Raw genomic sequence first — 15,398 nt, forward strand, 5'->3', positions numbered from 1 at the left:
GCGGAGCCAGTGACCATGGATGCCGTCGGAGGCCGCCGCTCGCCGACAGGGCCAACTCGTGCAGGCTAGGCGTCCCGTGTGTCGGCGTACTTGTCCAGTTCGCGCATCGCCTCGGCGTGCGCGCTCATCCGGATACGCAAACTGCCGCTCAGAAAAAGCGCCACGCCGGCGATCGACACCGGCACGGACAATCCGAGCACAGCCAGGGCTTCAGGCCAGTCGCGTTCGTTCTGACACCAATTCCCCCTCAGCAGACCGTCGTTGGCCGTACCGCGTTCGGTCAACAACCGTGACTCGCACTCCACGGGGTAGCGGTCGTCAGGCTCCTCCTGGACCGAGTACGGCGTGAGCAGCAACAGGGCACACCATGTCCACAGGAGCGTCGCCACAGCCAGCAGACCGATACCCCAGGCGCGTATTCGCCCGGCTCTGTCGCGGAAGTCGAGGTCGTACTCACGTGATCGCATGGCGGATGAATCTAGCAGCGGATTCCCGCAGCTCGGCGGGCAGATCGAGCGCAACCACATCCGAGAGGGGACTCTCGGAGGCCAGGTCATTGCCGCGTCCAAGGGCAGCCACGGCGGACGTCCGAAGGTCGTCGACGACGACATGCTCACCTTCGCCGTCGCCCTGAAGGACAGGGGCGTCCCGTCGCTCGCCGGCTGGGCGATTCGGCCGGGCCTGTTGATGTGGTGCCGGGTGCACGGGGAGAGGCGGGCGACGTCCTTGTCGCGGACCACGAAGCCGTTGCGGCGCCAGGTAGCGGGTGTTGAAGAACACCGTGGCGCCGAGCACGACTCCGAGCGCCCGAGCTGGTCCTCCATGCCGTCGAGACAGTGCTGGTAGAGCGGCCGTAGCCGCCGTGGCGACTCCTGGCAGGAGTGGTGGGGCGAGGGTCAATCGACGTTCCTGTCCCATGTCGCAGCTCGGTCCCGCACCAGGTCGAGAACGATCGCAGCGAGGTCGGCAGGCCGGGTCATGGGGACGTTGTGGTTCGAGCTGATGTCGACCAGCCGGCGGCCAGGGACGGCATCGACGACGGCACGCACCTCGTCGCGCCGTGAGGCGTAGAAGCCATCCTCGGCCAGCACGATCGTCATCGGACAGGTGAGGCGGCCGTACACATCGATGGCTGGGAAGACTTCTGCACCGAGCTCCGGAGCAGCGACAGTCGCGACCTCCTCGATGGCCGGCTGCCGTACCCACCAGTGACCGCGGCGCGTGAAGGAGCGCCGCGTGACCTCCGCGACCAGTCCGGGCCGTGCTCCCGCGTTGAGCCAGTCCTCTCCGGCCTCCCGCACGCACTGCTCGACATAGGCGTTCATCGCCTCGTCGTCGGCTCTCCAGCCGTAACGGAACGTGGTCCGCAAACGGTCCGCTGCCTCGGTAGTACGCACGCCGGCATGCTCGGCGAGTGACGCGTTACGGTCATCGAGTACCACGCCGTCCACAACGCAGAGAGCGGCCGGTTCCACAAGTCCACTGGCAGCGGCGGCCGTCACCGCGTACCCGCCGGTGGAATGGCCCACCAGCACGGGGCGGTCCCAGTCCAGCGCGGTGACGACGCTGCCGATGTCTCGCCAGTACTGCTCGGGTCCGGCAGAGTTGAGCCGGGACTGCCCATGGCCACGCAGGTCGAGAGCAACCGGATGGCACTCACTCACCAAGTGGGACGCCACGTCCATCCAGGCCGCGGCGTTGTGTCCGCTGCCGTGGACAAGAAGTACGCCCGCACCGTGACCGCCGAAGTCCACACCGGAGAGGGCCCCGTCCTCGACGGGGAGTTCGATCTCTGTTCCGGTCACCACTGCACCCTGTCTGCGAGAAGACAGCCAGTGCAAGCGCTTTTCCCCAGGGGGTCGGGGCGGGACGAGGATTCGTTGCGACCGCGCCGGGGAGCGGACAACGCAACTGCGGCAGTGGCTCCGGCGTTCATTGCGGCAGCCTCGTCCGGGACAAGATCCGGACAAGGCCCGGACCAGCCCGGACGGCCGGCGAACTGTCCCGGACAGCCTGCTCTCATTGCCGCACCTGTTGATGGTCAGCAGTCTGTGTGGTGCCTGGCCGGCCACACGGTCGCCGCGGCACAGCCCGCTGCGTCGATGCATCACTCGCAACACAGCGGGGTGCTCCTGAAGTACAACCGTCGATCCGCGATGTGTGGATGACGTCCGTTTCGTCCTGCTCGGCGGACGCTCGGCAGGACTGTGAAGGAGGAAGATCTTGCGCCTGTTCAAGGGTTTCGGAGTGGCCATGGCTGCGACTGCGGCAGCCTTCGCGATGGTTTCGCCGGCGTCGGCGTCCGCCCGGCAAGCAGTCACCCTCTCCAGCTCCGACGGCTACTACAGCGGCTCGGTGGTCATCGGCAGCCAGGCCGTAAAGGCCAATGGATTCATCGAGGACACAGGGTTTTACAAAGGTTCCAGTGCCCTCTACATCAACGTGACCACCTCGACCGGCAAATACAACATTTCGTTCGCCACGGTCAACAACGGCGCGTCGTACACCTTCGCGACGCGCAAGAAGACATTCCCCGGCACGTTCATCAGTGCGAAGGCGACCATGTGTTCCTGGAACAGCAGCGGCGTGTGGGCGTGCGGAGCATCCAAGACGGTTGGCTGACCAAGTTCATGGACTGCGGACAGCCGGGACCGAGTAGGGACCGCGCAGAGAGTGCGGTTCGGCGTCACGTAACACTCTGCTGAGCTGGTTGCTCGCGGGTGCCGGGTGGCGACCGATTCGGCGACGCGAGCCCACGGCGTTCCGGCCAGAAGTCGGTCCGACGGCTCCTGACCAGCTCTGGCTGGAAGGGCCGTGGCCCAACAGAGTGGTGGTGCCTCTCCAGTTGACCGGAGGCACCATCACTTGTCAGCCGGGGGTGAGACGTTCGCTTCGGCGGTCAGAGCGCGGAAACCGTCTGGCGGGCGGCGTCACTCCCCGTCCCGAGTCGCTTGCGGCGAGGGGGCAGGGCCGGACGCCGTCGCCGCCGTGCCGCCGGCCAGACGCCGCCTGACCTCCCGGGCGGTGGCGGCCAGCCGCTCAGCTTCGGCCTCCAGCCGCTCCCGCCCTCCACCTGGATCAGACCCTCCGCCAGCAGCCTGTCCAGCGCCCCGCCGACCGCGAAGCCGCTGTCGGTCCTTGCTGTAACAAGCCCAAGGGCTCCGCAACCGTCACACATAGCCCAAGACCAGCAGCCCAGGCGGGGAGAAAAGAGAAGAACGGCTCGGGCTCCCGTACCGGCGCTCAGGCCCCGTCGTCACACAACTCCAGCCTGGGATGCTGCCCGCCGGGAGATCGCGGGCCGCTGACCCCGAGCGCGGTCGGCCTCGTCGGGCAGCGGCACGGCTTGGGGACGTCGGGCCGTTCGTTCGCTGCCGGCTACCGGGCCCTGGGGCCGGGGGCGCGGCCGGGCGGCGGACCTGTCCCTCCTTCCCGGCCGGGAAGGATCAGGCCGGTTCGACGGCCTCGCGGGGCGGCATTCCCCGCGGGGCCCGGCGCAGCGAGACGAGGGTGACAGCGGTCAGCGCGATCATCACCGCCGTCGAGACCAGGAAGGCGGGTGAGGTCGGGGAGGACGCCGAGGCGCCGGCGGTCACGTACGCGGCGGTGCCCGGCAGCACGCCGGCCGCCGTCGCGGCGGTGAACGGCCAGAGGCGCATTCCGGAGAAGGCCGCGGCGAAGTTGACCGCTTGGAACGGCATGCCCGGCACCAGGCGCAGGAGCAGCATGCTCCCGAAGCCCTGATCGGTGAGCCGGCGGTCCAGGGCGGCGAGGACCCTCTTCTTCAGCAGTGGCCGAAGCGCGTCCCGTCCGAGGCCCCGTCCGAGGCCGAAGGCCAGCGCCGCGCCCAGGGTCGTCCCGGCCACGGCCAGCAGCAGTCCCTGGGGAACGCCGAAGAGGACCCCGGCCGCCGCGTTGAGCACCGGCTTGGGGAAGAAGGCGAGGGTCGCCAGGGCGAAGACGACGACGAACGCCGGCGCGGCCCACGCCGACAACGGTCCGGAGGAAAAGCCCTGGAGGAGGAGCTCTCGCGGGCTCCAGACGAACAGGGAGCTCGCCGCGGCCGCCAGCAGTGTGACGAGGAAAGCCAGGCGGACGAGCGGGGGTATGGACACTCGGTGAGTGTACCGACCGCCATGTCCGGTGTTTTTCCGTCGGTGGACGAGGGCGCCCGTGCCGGGAACGCGTCGGGTCAATCCGGCACCGGCAGTACACGGTCCCCACCGGACGGACGCGGCGGTTGTTCCCGGCCCCGGGTCCGCGGCCGGCAGGCGGCGACGGGCCCGCGGTGCGTCCGCGTCCGCGTTTCCCGGCAGGGTGCGGAGGGCGGTTTCTCCCTACTCTGGAGGCGGGCCGCACCCGGCCGGTTCGGAGGCGACGAGATGAGGGAGAACGCGGGGACGGCGTTCGGGTTCGCGGGCGTGGCGATGGCGGCCGTCTACGTGCGCGACCCGGAGGGCACCGGCAGGCTGCGGCTGATCGAGACCCTCGGCCGGACCAGTGCACCGTACGAGGTGCCCGAGACCCTGTCACCGGACGACCGCTCCCCGGTGACGGATGCCTACCGCACCGGCCGCCCCGTGTGGCCGGCCACGGGTGAGACGGCCCCGGACGCGACGGCCACCGCCGCCGGGACGCCGGCGGCGCCGGCGGTGTCGGCGGGCGCCCTGCCGCTGGGCGCCGAGGACGAGCGGCTGGGCTGCCTGCTCGTCGTCGACGACGGCCCGCACGGCTTCGGCACCACACGCCGCCATCTGCTGGAGATGTACGCCGGCCAGCTCACGACCCGGCTCGAGGCGGCCGGCCGGCCCCGCACCACTCCTGCCCCCGGCGGCGCACGGGAGCCGACCCCGGCCGATGCGGTACTGCGCCGGATTCGCCCGGGTGCCTGCGCTCTGGCCCTGGACACCGGCCGTATCGAGACGGACAGCCGGCTGCCCGAGCTGTTCGGCATCGCGCCGGAGGACTTCGACGGACGCGTCGAGACCCTGCTCTGGCGTACCGTCCCCGACGACCTGCCGGCCCTGATGTCCCTCATCGAACCGGACGAGCGCGCCACCGGCCCCCGTGACCTGGAGTTCCGGGTCCGGCTGGGCACCGGAGAACTGCGCTGGCTCTCGCTCAGCTGCCGGCTGGGTCTCGACCCGGCGGGGCGGCCGGACCGGCTGCTCGGTGTCGTCGCCGAGGCCTCTCGTCTGCGGCCCCGGGCCCACGAGGTCTCCCGGGTCCAGCGGCTGGCCACCGCCCTCGCCGACACCACGAACCCCCGTGACCTCGTCGGCGCCCTGCTCGATGCGCTGGGCGCCGACCGGGTGGCGCTCGCCGAACTCGTGAGCGACCGGCTGATGGTCACCGTCCTCGATCCCCCGGATCCGGGCGTCTGGCCGCGGGCATGGCGGTCGGCCTGGCGCGCGGAGTGGCGCGACGCACCCTCCGGCTCCCTCCCCACGGTGGAGGGCACCCTGCGCGAGGGGAACGTACACCTGTGGCCGCCGGGCGCGGCCGTCCCGCCGGATCTGGTGGGGCTGGGCCCGGGAGGGCTGGCGCTGCTGCCGCTGCCGGCCGAGGGCCGGACGCTCGGCGCCTGCGTGATCGGCTGGAACGCGGCACAGGAGTTCGGCCTGCAGGAGAGTTCCCTGCTGACCGCCACCGCGTCCCTGGCGGGGCAGGCCCTGATGCGGGCCCGCGCGTTCGACGCCGAGCGCGAGCTGGTCACGGTGCTCCAACGCAGTCTGCTGCCCCGCACGCTGCCCGCCCTGTCCGGCGGCGTGGCCGTCGTCCGCTACCTCCCCGCCGCCGCGGGCTTGGAGGTGGGAGGCGACTGGTACGACGTGATCCCGCTGTCGGACCGGCAGGTGGCCTTCGTCATCGGCGACGTGGAGGGGCACAGCGCCGCGGCAGCCACCGTCATGGGCCAAATGCGTACGGCGATCAGGGCGTACGCCGTGGAGGGCCACACCCCCGACGTGGTCGTCTCGCACGCCAACCGGCTGCTGACGGGGATGGAGACCGACCTGTTCGCCACCGTCTGCTATGCCGCCCTGGACATGGAGGAGGGCAACGCCTGGTTCGTACGGGCCGGGCACCTGCCGCCCGTGCTGCGCGATCCGGACGGCGGGACGAGGGAGCTGGAGGTCGAGGGCGGCCCGCCCCTGGGCGTGGACGCCGAGGCGGCGTTCCCGTTGACCACGGCCGCCATCGCGCCCGGCTCCGTCCTGGCACTGATGACGGACGGCCTGGTGGAGTCGCCGGAGACCGGGGCGGAGGAGGGGATGCGCCGCGTCCGTGACACCCTGGCGGCCGCCGACCCCTCCGACCCCGAGGGCATGGCGGCGGCCCTGCTCGGCGGTGGTGCGCGGCGCGACGACGACCTGGCGCTGCTCCTGCTGCGCTACGACGGGATGGCGGTCCGGCCGCGCCGGGCGGGCTGGGCGGTCTGGCGGCTGCCCGACGCGGCCGCGCACGCGCGCCGCTTCACCACCCGGACGCTGCGCGCGTGGGACGCGGTCGAGGAGGCCGACACCGTTCTCCTGGTGGTCAGCGAGCTGGTGACCAACGCCCTGGTGCACACCACGGGAGAGGTCCGGCTGGACCTCGCGCTGACCGGGAACCGGCTGCGGGTCGCGGTCAGCGACTCCTCACCGCGGACGCCGGTCAAGGCGGCCAGCATGGACTGGGAGGCGACCGGGGGCAGGGGCATCCTCATGGTCGAAGCGGTGTCGGAGTCCTGGGGTTCGGTGCCGCTCAGCGGCGGCAAGCAGGTGTGGAGCGAGATCGCCGTGCCGCCGCGGGAGCCCGAACCGCCCGGCTCGGAGGAGGCGCCCGAGAAGGTGCCGGAGGAGGAGCCCACCCAGGGGAACCGGACCGGTCGAGAGGGCACTCCGGGTGCAAAATGAGACAAAGTAGGAAAATATCTGAAAATATCGTCCAGTCGCTGATGTGAGGTGGGCCGGGCGGCCCGGGAGGTGCCGGGATGAAGCCACACCGGGGCCGGGCCGGGGCCGCGCCGGCCGCCGCGGCACTCGTGTTCGTCACCCTCCTCGCCCTCACCCTCGCCACCGCCGCCTGCGGGAAGGCCGCCCAGTCCGGAGGACGGCCGGACGGGGGCACCGCCACACCCCGAACGGGGGGCTTCACCATCGGACTCCTCCTCCCGGCCAACCAGGCGGACCGCTGGGAGCGGTTCGACCAGCCGCTGATCGAGGGCAGGGTCCGCGAACTGTGTCCCACCTGCACGGTGCGCTACTCCCCGAGCGGGCCGGACGCCGCCGCTCAGCAGCAACAGCTCCGGGCGTTGCTGACCAGCGGGATCGACGTGCTGATCCTCGGCTCCGTCGACTCCAGGGCGGCACGTCCCACGGTGCGCGGTGCGGCGGCGGCCAAGGTGCCCGTCGTCGCCTACGACCAACTGGCCAGGGGCCCGGTCTCCGGATACGTCTCCTACGACGGCAAGGAGATCGGCAGGCTGCAGGCCACGGCACTGCTGCGGGCACTGGGCTCCGACGCCTCCCGGCTCCGCGTCGTCATGCTCAACGGCTCGCCGACCGACCCGAACGCGGCCGACCTGAAGGAAGGGGCCCTCTCCGTCCTCGAGGGCCGGGTGAAGATCGCCAAGCAGTACGAAGTGCTCAACTGGGACCCCGTGAACGCCTACGCCGACATGACCGCCGCCATCGCCGACATCGGGCCCGACCGGATCCACGGTGTCTACGCCGCCAACGACGGCCTCGCCTCGGGAGCCATCGCCGCCCTGAGGTCGGCGAACGTCCACCCCCTGCCCCCGATCACCGGCCAGGACGCGGACCTCGCGGCCGTGCAGCGCATCGTCACCGGCGAGCAGTTCATGACCGTCTACAAACCCTTCACCCCCGAAGCCCGCGCCGCCGCCGAGATGGCCGTCGCGCTGGGACGGGGGGAGAGCATCGGGGACATCGCCACCGGGACGGTCCGCAACGGCTCCGGCCGGGACATCCCCTCCGTCGTCCTCCAGCCCGTCCCCCTGACCGCCGGCACCATCGACACCGTGATCAGGAGCGGCAAGTACACCACCGACCAGATCTGCACCCCGGACATCCGCTCCGCCTGCGAGGAGGCCGGTCTCCTTGGCTAGGGCCGGGTCCGGAGCGCAGGCGCTCAAGGCAAGGGAAGATCTCACGTGCCGACACCCCCTGTGCTGGCGCTGCGCGGCATCTCCAAACGGTTCGGCGCCGTGCAGGCGCTGCTGGACGTCGAACTCGAAGTCCACGCCGGAGAGGTCGTCGCCCTGGTCGGCGGCAACGGCGCGGGCAAGTCCACACTCCTCAAGGTGATCACCGGCGCCGGGCCGGCCGACGAGGGCGTCATCGCGTGGCAGGGCCGAACCGTCCGGATCGCCCGGCCCCGGGACGCCCGCGAACTGGGCATCGCCGCCGCCTACCAGGACCTCGCCCTGTGCGAGAACATCGACGTGGTCGGGAACCTCTTCCTCGGGCGGGAGATCAGCCGGCTGGGATTCCTGGACGAGGTGGAGATGGAGCAGCGGGCCCGGGAACTGCTCGGCACCCTCTCCCTCCGCATTCCCGACCTGCGCGTACCCGTCGCCTCGCTGCCCGCCGGCCAGCGCAGGGGCATCGTGATCTGCCGCTGCCTCCTCGGCGACCCCCGGCTGATCCTGCTGGACGAGCCCACCGCGGCCATGAGCGTCCAGCAGTCCGTACAGGTCCTCGATCTCATCGAGCGCCTGCGGGAGCGGGGGATCGGTGTCCTGCTCATCAGCCGCAACCTCGGCGACGTCAAGGCCGTCGCGGACCGCGCGGCGGTCCTGCGGCTGGGACACAACAACGGCTTCTTCGACGTCCCGACCACCTCCCAGGAGCAGATCGTCTCCTCCATCACCGGCGCCACGGACAACGCCGTCGTTCAGCGCGCGACACCGGAGTGGCAGCTGTGACGTCCACGAAACCGCACCCGGCCGAGCCGCCCGAGCCGCCCGGGCCCACCGAGCCACCCGGCTCCCGCGGCCGGGAGGCGCGGCGCCGGCTGAGGAGCCACCTCGACGTCACGCGGCGGCGGATGCGCGAAGGGCAGCTCGGCTCCGCCCCCGTCGTCGTCGCCCTCGCCGTGATCTGGGCCGTCTTCGGGATCCTGGACCCCGACTTCCTCAGCCCGCGCAACCTGTCCAACCTCAGCATCGACATCGTCGGCGCCGGCCTCGTGGCCGTCGGCGTGGTGTTCGTGCTGCTCCTGGCCGAGATCGACCTCTCCGTCGCCTCGGTCGGTGCCCTGTCCGCGGCCCTGTTCGCCGCGCTCAACGTGCGGCACGGCGTTCCGGAAGCGGCCGCCGTCCTCCTCGCGCTCGCCGTCGGCGCGGCGGTCGGCGCCGTCCACGGCTTCTTCGTCGCCAGAGTCGGCGTGCCGTCCTTCGTCGTCACGCTCGCGGGACTGCTGGGCTGGAACGGTCTGACCCTGTACATCTTCGCCGGGCAGGGCACCATCCTCCTGGACGAGAACGGCCCACTCGTCCGGCTCACCCACTCCTACTTCCACGACGTCGCCGTCGCCTACGGCCTGGCGGCGCTGGGCACGCTCGCCTACTTCCTGCCGTCCTACCGGACCGCGCGGCGCCGCAGAGCCGCCGGCGCCCTGCCGGCCCGGAGCCTGCCCGAGATCGTGCTGCGCACGCTGGCCCTCGCCGCCGTCGCCTTCACCGCCGGCTGGACACTCAACCAGTTCCAGGGCCTGCCCCTCGCCCTGCTGATCTTCCTGGTCTTCCTGGTCTGCCTCGATGTGCTGCTGCGCCGTACTCCCTACGGCCGCAGGATCACCGCCCTCGGCGGCAACATCGAGCCGGCCCGGCGCGCCGGGATCGCCGTGACGTCGGTGCGCGTGTCCGTCTTCATGATCTCCAGCACGATGGCCGCGATCGGGGGCCTGTTCCTGGCCTCCCGGGTCAGCTCGGCCAGTGCGACGGCGGGTTCCGGCAACCTGTTGATCGAGGCCATCGCCGCGGCCGTCATCGGCGGCACCAGCCTCTTCGGCGGCCGGGGGCGCACCTGGTCGGCGCTCCTGGGCATCCTGGTGATCCAGTCGGTCGCCTCCGGTATGGCGCTGCTGGGCATCCCGGCCGCCGTGCAGTTCATGATCACCGGTGTGGTGCTGCTCGGCGCGGTCGTCGTCGACACCCTCGCGCGCCGCACCCGGAAGGCCCACGGCTGGGCCTGAGAACGGGGCGCCGCCGGGTGCGGCCCGCGCCGGCACCGACTTCTCGACGGGGGCGGGGGCACAGGTTCACATCCCGTCGTCCCGGCCCGTGTTCCCGGGCCGCGCCCGGACTTGGCTAAGCTCTCCGGCTTCCGAGCGCTGGAGGACGCAGTGAGTGATCGCCCTGTCCGCACGATCGAGGTGCCTCTCGGTGAGGCCGGCGGAGAAACGATACGGGTGCAGATCCGCGAAGTGGACGAATCCCTGGTGCGCGTGGGCCGCGGTGGCCGCTCCGTGGCGCGGGCGCAGAGGTCGTTCGGCGAGATGCTGGATACCGTACGGCCGGTGGCCGAGAGCTTCGTCGGACGCTTCCGGGGGCTGGCCAACGCGCCGGATGAGATCACTCTGGAGTTCGGGGTGTCACTGTCGGCCGAGGCCGATGTGGTCATCGCGAGCACCGCCACCGCCGCGAACTTTTCCGTGACCCTCACCTGGAACCGAAGTGACGAGCCTGGAACAACGGTCAATAATGCGTGAGGAGTTGAGCCGGTGGGGACCGGCTCGACCGTGGTGAAACGGAGGCCGTGTGACGGGGGCGGAGCCGCAGGGGCCCGACGAGGCGCTCGCCTCGTCGGTCGTCCGGATCAAGGGGCCGAACGGTGAGCCCGTGGGCGCGGGCTTCCTCCTGGCGCCGGACGTGGTGCTGACCTGCGCCCATGTGGTGGCGTACGCCTCGGGGGAGGAGGACGGCACGGCGGAGGTGGCGCCCGGAACCCGGGTGACGCTGGACATGCCGCTGGACGCGGACCTGTCGGGCCGGTCCTGGACGGCCGAGGTCGAGCACTGCGTCGAGGAACGGGGTGACAGCACCGGGGACGTCGCGGTCCTGCGCGTGCGGGGCGCCGTACCCGGCGGCCGTCCGCTGGCCCTGGCCGAGCCCGCGACCGCCTGGGACAAGAGAGTCGGCATCGTCGGATTCACGGGACCCCGGCCGGGTGGATCCTGGTACTGGGGAGTCCTGGGCGGGCCGACGGAGGAGGGCTGGCGGCAGCTCTCCCGGACCGATGAGACCAGGCCCCACATCGAGGAGGGTTTCAGCGGCAGCCCGGTCTGGGATTCCCGCGGCCGTACGGTCGTGGGCCTCGTCGCGCAGAGCCAGCGGGGGAGCGGTGAGACCCAGCAGACGTTCGTGATCCGCGCGAGCACGGTCCTGAGGCTCATCCCCGAGCTCGAGAGGATCGTGGAACCGCCGTCGCCCTTCCGGAGCCTCCAGACCTTCCGGGAGGGAGACGCGGACGTCTACTTCGGCCGTGACGACGACACGGCGAAGGTGACCGGCGCTCTGCTGGCCGGGCGCCCGAGCGTCACCGTGTACGGGCCGTCGGGATCGGGCAAGTCGTCGCTCGCGCTGGCCGGCGTGGTGCCGAGGATGCGTGAAAAGGGCTACGACATCCTGGTGGTGGACGCCGGACCGGTCTCCTCGCCGCTCGCCGCGCTCGCCACCGAGCTGTACGAGGCCCACCGAACCCGGCGGCACGGGGCGCGACATGCCGGTGAAGTGCAGGAGTGGCTCACGGAGCTGGGGCTTGTGGACACCCTCCATCGCCTCCGCGGGAGGTCGGGCGGCAAGCTCCTCGTCGTACTCGACCAGGCCGAAGCACTGCTCGCCGGCACGGACACCGAGGTCGCCCAGGTCGTCGACGTGCTCTTCCCGGAGAGCCGGCCGGCCGGCGCACCCGGCATCCTGGTCACCCTCCGCGCCGACTTCGTCGACGCCGCCCTCAGACACCCGAGCCTCGGTCCCGCGCTGCATCGCGGTGACACCCTGCCGCTGACGCCGATGTCCCGCGAGCAGCTCACGGACGTGATCACCAAACCGCTGGACCATCTCCCGGGCGTGGCCGTGACCTACGAGCCGGGGCTCGTCCAGCGGATCCTGGACGACGCCGGCAGCGAAGCGGGAACACTGCCGCTCCTCGGCTTCGTCCTGGAAAAGCTGTGGGAGGGCAGGGAGGGCGGCCGGCTCCGGACGGCGACGTACGAGGAGGCCGGAGGCGTCTCCGGCGCGCTGGCGGCCCACGCCGCGCAGGCCTGGGACGAGTGCGTCACGGACGAGGAGAAGCAGAAGGACGGCGAGGCGAGCCGGCTGCTCACCGGGCTCGTCCGGGTACTGCCCGGCAGCCCGCACCCGCTGCGCCGCAGACTCACCCGGCAGGAGGCGGGCGACAAGCGGTGGGCCATCGCGATCCGGCTCGCCGACGCCGAGCGCCGACTGCTCGTCCTCCACGGTGGGCGGGGAGAACCGGAGTCCGTCGAACTGGCCCATGAGGCGCTGGTGACCGCATGGCCGGCCCTCCAGGAGCAGGTGCGGTCCGACAGCGAGTTCCTGGCGGCGCGGTGGGAACTGGCCCATGAGCACAAGCGATGGACCGACGGCGACAAGGCGGCGGGACTTCTGCCCACCGGTCTCCAACTGGCCCTCCTGGAAAGGCATGTGGGGAACCGGGAGAAGGAGCTCGACGCGGAGGAACGGAACTTCCTCGAACTCGCGCGGCAGCGACACCGCACGCGACGGAACCGGCTGCGCGCCGCGTGGATCGCGCTCGCCGTGGTGATCGCGGTGATCGCCGGGCTCGGCACGTTCCTCGTGCACCAGGGGAAGGTCAGCGAACGGCGGGACGCGGAGGCACGCTCCCGGGCGATGGCCGTGCTCGCGGGCCAGTTGGACAGGAGTGATCCGGGACAGGCCGCACTCGTCGCCATGGCGGCGTACGAGATCGCGCCGACGCAGGAGGCCCGCAACGCCGTGCTGCGCGGGTACGACCGGTTCAAGCGGGCCGACTGGGTGCTCAGCGGCGCCGAGGGGAAGATCGTCGATACGGCGATGAGCACCGACGGCACGGTGACGCTGGTGACGACCCAGCTCGGACGTGCGTCACTGTTCGTCCGCGGAGCCGGGAAGACCGTCACGAGCACACGGCTCCGTCTCCAGGAGATGGCCTTCCGGCCCATGGTCAGCAGGGACGGGCGGCGGATCGCCTATACGTCGGGAGCCGGCGCGCTGGTGTGGCACGCCATCGATCCGGAAGCGGACAGTCCGGCGGGACTGCTGGGGCGGGCACACACGATCCGTGACGGCGAGTTCAGGGCCAGGGCCGAGGAACAGGGGTACAGGAGCGATCAGGTCCACACCGCGGACTTCTCCCCGGACGCCCGGCGCGTGGTCACGGTGGCGGCCGACGGGCGGCTCCGGCTGTGGGATCTGGAGACGGGACGGCACGAGGAGCTTCCCTCACGGCTGCCGGCGTTCGAGGCCGTGTGGTTCGGACCCGACGGTGACACGCTGGTGGCCCAGCGGCGCGACGCCGGCAAGTCCAGCGGCGCTCACACGTTCGTGGCGGTGAACACCGGTACCGGCAGGATGCGCGAACTGGCGACCGGCGTGGACACCTTCAGCCCCGCTTCCGGCGTGTACAGCGCCCCCGCGGCCAGTCTCTCCGGCGACGGCGGGGTGCTGGCATGGTGCCGGAAGGAGCGTGGCAAGGACGGCTACAGCAACGCCGTCCACCGTTTCGTGCGCGTGCGTGACGGACGGGTGCTGAACCGCTACCGCAGCGACTCGTACGGCTGCGGCGGTGTCTCGCTGAATGAGTCGGGGCATCGTTTCGCGGTGCACAGCGGCGAGTGGGTACTCGGCGACCTCCGGCGGGGCGGGGAGGAGAAGAAGGCGGCGGGCGCGAAGCCGGCCAACTTCGGCAACCGGCTTCTCGGGGACGCGGACCGCCCCGTCGTGACCACCTGGGACGAGACGACGGTGACCGGGCTGTCCCTGCGACCGGTCAGCGGCAGGGAGTTCAACATGGTCGCGAGCCACCCGTTGCTGATCGACGACGGTCGCGTCCAGGTGGCCCAGGTGACCCGGACCAGGGGCGCCTCGGGCCTCACCGCCGAGAAACTCGTGCTCTACGACGTGGTGACCGACGAGGTGACGACCGAGGTGGAGCGGCCCACGGCGGACGCGCCCACGGACCCGGATCCCGCCCACGCGCTGGCGGTGAACGAGGCCGAGACCCTGGTGGCCGACGTGGTGGGACGCAACAGGATTCTGATCCGGCGCCTCCCGTCCCTCCGCGAGGTCGCGGAGATCACCACGCTCAAGCCACCTGTCCGCCGGGACGGGAAGCCGGAGCCGCTGTCGCTCTTCTTCGCGGGGGAGAACGAACTGGTCACGCTGTCCGGCAGCCGCATCGAGCGGTGGGACACCAGGGAGGGCCGGCGGCTCTCCGATCCTGTGGACGCGCGTGACCTCGGGCTGGCCAAGGAGAACCCACCGCTGTACAGCTCGCGGGAGAAGCCTCTCGACTCCGGCTTCGCGGTGAACAGGCGCCCGGAGCCGGGATACGTACAGATCATGGTCCGGGGCGACTCGACGCTGCACGCCGTCGATCTGCGCACGGGCAAGGAGGACAAGGCGCTGCGTGTCAGCCTCGGGCCGGACAACGACCGTGCCTTGCTCGACAGCAGCGGGCGCTATGCGGCCGCGAAGACGAAAGGGGCCCTGCTGGAGCTGTGGTCGGTGCGGCCGGGGGAGGCCCGCAGGGTGGTGGGTCCGCTGGGGCCGCTGGGAGCGAACGACGTGTCCTGGGGGGACGGGTTCCGTTTCGGGTTCACCGGGCACGGGACCGAGTTCTTCGTGGCCAACGGGAACTCCGTGCGTTTCCAGCGGGCGGACGACCCCAGCCACTTCGACTCGTACGACTTCGCGGAGGACCAGCACTTCGTCGCCGCGAGCAGGGACGGCAGGACGCTGGTACGGGCGGTCGAGGGCCGCGGAGACCTGATCCGCCTCGATCCCGGCCTTTGGAAACGCCACCTGTGCGACGTCGTCGGCCGTGACCTGACTCGGGACGAACGCCGCGGGATGCCCGGCGGACTCCCGGACCGGATCTGCTCCTGAACCCGGCGACCGGCGGGTGGTCGGAGGCGCAGCGGAGAGCCCGGCAGAGGGGACGGATGCCGATGACAGGCCGAGACGGTGGGAGCGACGGCGCCGCCGGCCCGGTGAAACAGCAAGCGCCCTGCGCCGGACGTAGCCGGCACGGGGCGTGCGTTCGCTGTGAGGGATGCTCCTATGGATGTCAAGCGGCTTCAGTGAGAGCGCGTTGTGTGGTTTGTCGGGTGGTGGTGCGGTGGTCGAGGGATCGCAGGAGGACGCGGTA

The 15,398-nt window shown here is 71.4% G+C and carries 11 protein-coding genes; 8 read left to right on the top strand and 3 right to left on the bottom strand.

Annotated features, from left to right (window positions below; genetic code table 11):
• Positions 1 to 65: 65 nt before the first annotated feature.
• A complete protein-coding gene (locus IF83_RS0107635) occupies positions 66 to 467 on the bottom strand; it encodes a hypothetical protein (RefSeq protein WP_030543292.1) in 402 nt (133 codons plus the stop codon).
• Here IF83_RS0107635 and IF83_RS35620 point away from each other — a divergent pair.
• Complete coding sequence (locus IF83_RS35620; RefSeq protein WP_030543293.1) at positions 466 to 846, top strand: hypothetical protein; 381 nt, start codon at positions 466 to 468, stop codon at positions 844 to 846. The two genes, IF83_RS0107635 and IF83_RS35620, sit on opposite strands and share 2 nt — an antisense overlap.
• Positions 847 to 896: 50 nt before the next feature.
• Here the strand turns inward: IF83_RS35620 and IF83_RS0107645 are convergent, their stop codons facing one another.
• Positions 897 to 1,805, bottom strand: a complete 909-nt coding sequence (locus IF83_RS0107645) for an alpha/beta fold hydrolase (RefSeq protein ID WP_030543294.1) — start codon at positions 1,803 to 1,805, stop codon at positions 897 to 899.
• 418 nt (positions 1,806 to 2,223) lie between these two features.
• On the opposite strand from IF83_RS0107645, the gene IF83_RS31785 reads away from it, so the two are divergent.
• Complete coding sequence (locus tag IF83_RS31785; RefSeq protein ID WP_078843256.1) at positions 2,224 to 2,622, top strand: hypothetical protein; 399 nt, start codon at positions 2,224 to 2,226, stop codon at positions 2,620 to 2,622.
• Positions 2,623 to 3,446: 824 nt separating this feature from the next.
• On the opposite strand, the gene IF83_RS0107655 is transcribed toward IF83_RS31785, so the two are convergent.
• Entirely contained in the window at positions 3,447 to 4,115 is a 669-nt protein-coding gene (locus IF83_RS0107655; RefSeq protein ID WP_051722536.1) for a TVP38/TMEM64 family protein, read from the bottom strand.
• Between the two features lie 267 nt (positions 4,116 to 4,382).
• Between IF83_RS0107655 and IF83_RS0107660 the strand changes: the two genes are divergently transcribed.
• The 6 genes from IF83_RS0107660 (at position 4,383) to IF83_RS0107685 (ending at position 15,136) form a co-directional block, all read left to right on the top strand.
• Positions 4,383 to 6,896 carry a SpoIIE family protein phosphatase gene (locus IF83_RS0107660; protein WP_051722537.1) on the top strand — a complete coding sequence of 838 codons (2,514 nt, stop codon included), beginning with the start codon at positions 4,383 to 4,385 and terminating at the stop codon, positions 6,894 to 6,896.
• A gap of 77 nt (positions 6,897 to 6,973) precedes the next feature.
• On the top strand, positions 6,974 to 8,110 hold the full coding sequence (locus IF83_RS0107665) for a substrate-binding domain-containing protein (protein ID WP_030543297.1): 1,137 nt from the start codon (positions 6,974 to 6,976) through the stop codon (positions 8,108 to 8,110).
• A 45-nt stretch (positions 8,111 to 8,155) separates the two neighbouring features.
• Positions 8,156 to 8,929, top strand: coding sequence for an ATP-binding cassette domain-containing protein (locus IF83_RS0107670; RefSeq protein ID WP_030543298.1), 774 nt, complete (start codon positions 8,156 to 8,158; stop codon positions 8,927 to 8,929).
• Entirely contained in the window at positions 8,926 to 10,200 is a 1,275-nt protein-coding gene (locus IF83_RS0107675; protein ID WP_394297304.1) for a sugar ABC transporter permease, read from the top strand. Before IF83_RS0107670 ends, IF83_RS0107675 begins: the two co-directional genes overlap by 4 nt.
• A 150-nt stretch (positions 10,201 to 10,350) precedes the next feature.
• Complete coding sequence (locus IF83_RS0107680; RefSeq protein WP_030543300.1) at positions 10,351 to 10,716, top strand: CU044_2847 family protein; 366 nt, start codon at positions 10,351 to 10,353, stop codon at positions 10,714 to 10,716.
• A gap of 49 nt (positions 10,717 to 10,765) precedes the next feature.
• The gene (locus IF83_RS0107685; protein WP_030543301.1) at positions 10,766 to 15,136 is read left to right on the top strand and encodes an nSTAND1 domain-containing NTPase; all 4,371 of its coding nucleotides are present in this window, start codon (positions 10,766 to 10,768) and stop codon (positions 15,134 to 15,136) included.
• The last annotated feature ends 262 nt before the right edge of the window (positions 15,137 to 15,398 follow it).

Source organism: Streptomyces albus subsp. albus (assembly GCF_000719865.1).
GTDB classification, from domain to species: Bacteria; Actinomycetota; Actinomycetes; order Streptomycetales; family Streptomycetaceae; genus Streptomyces; species Streptomyces albus_E.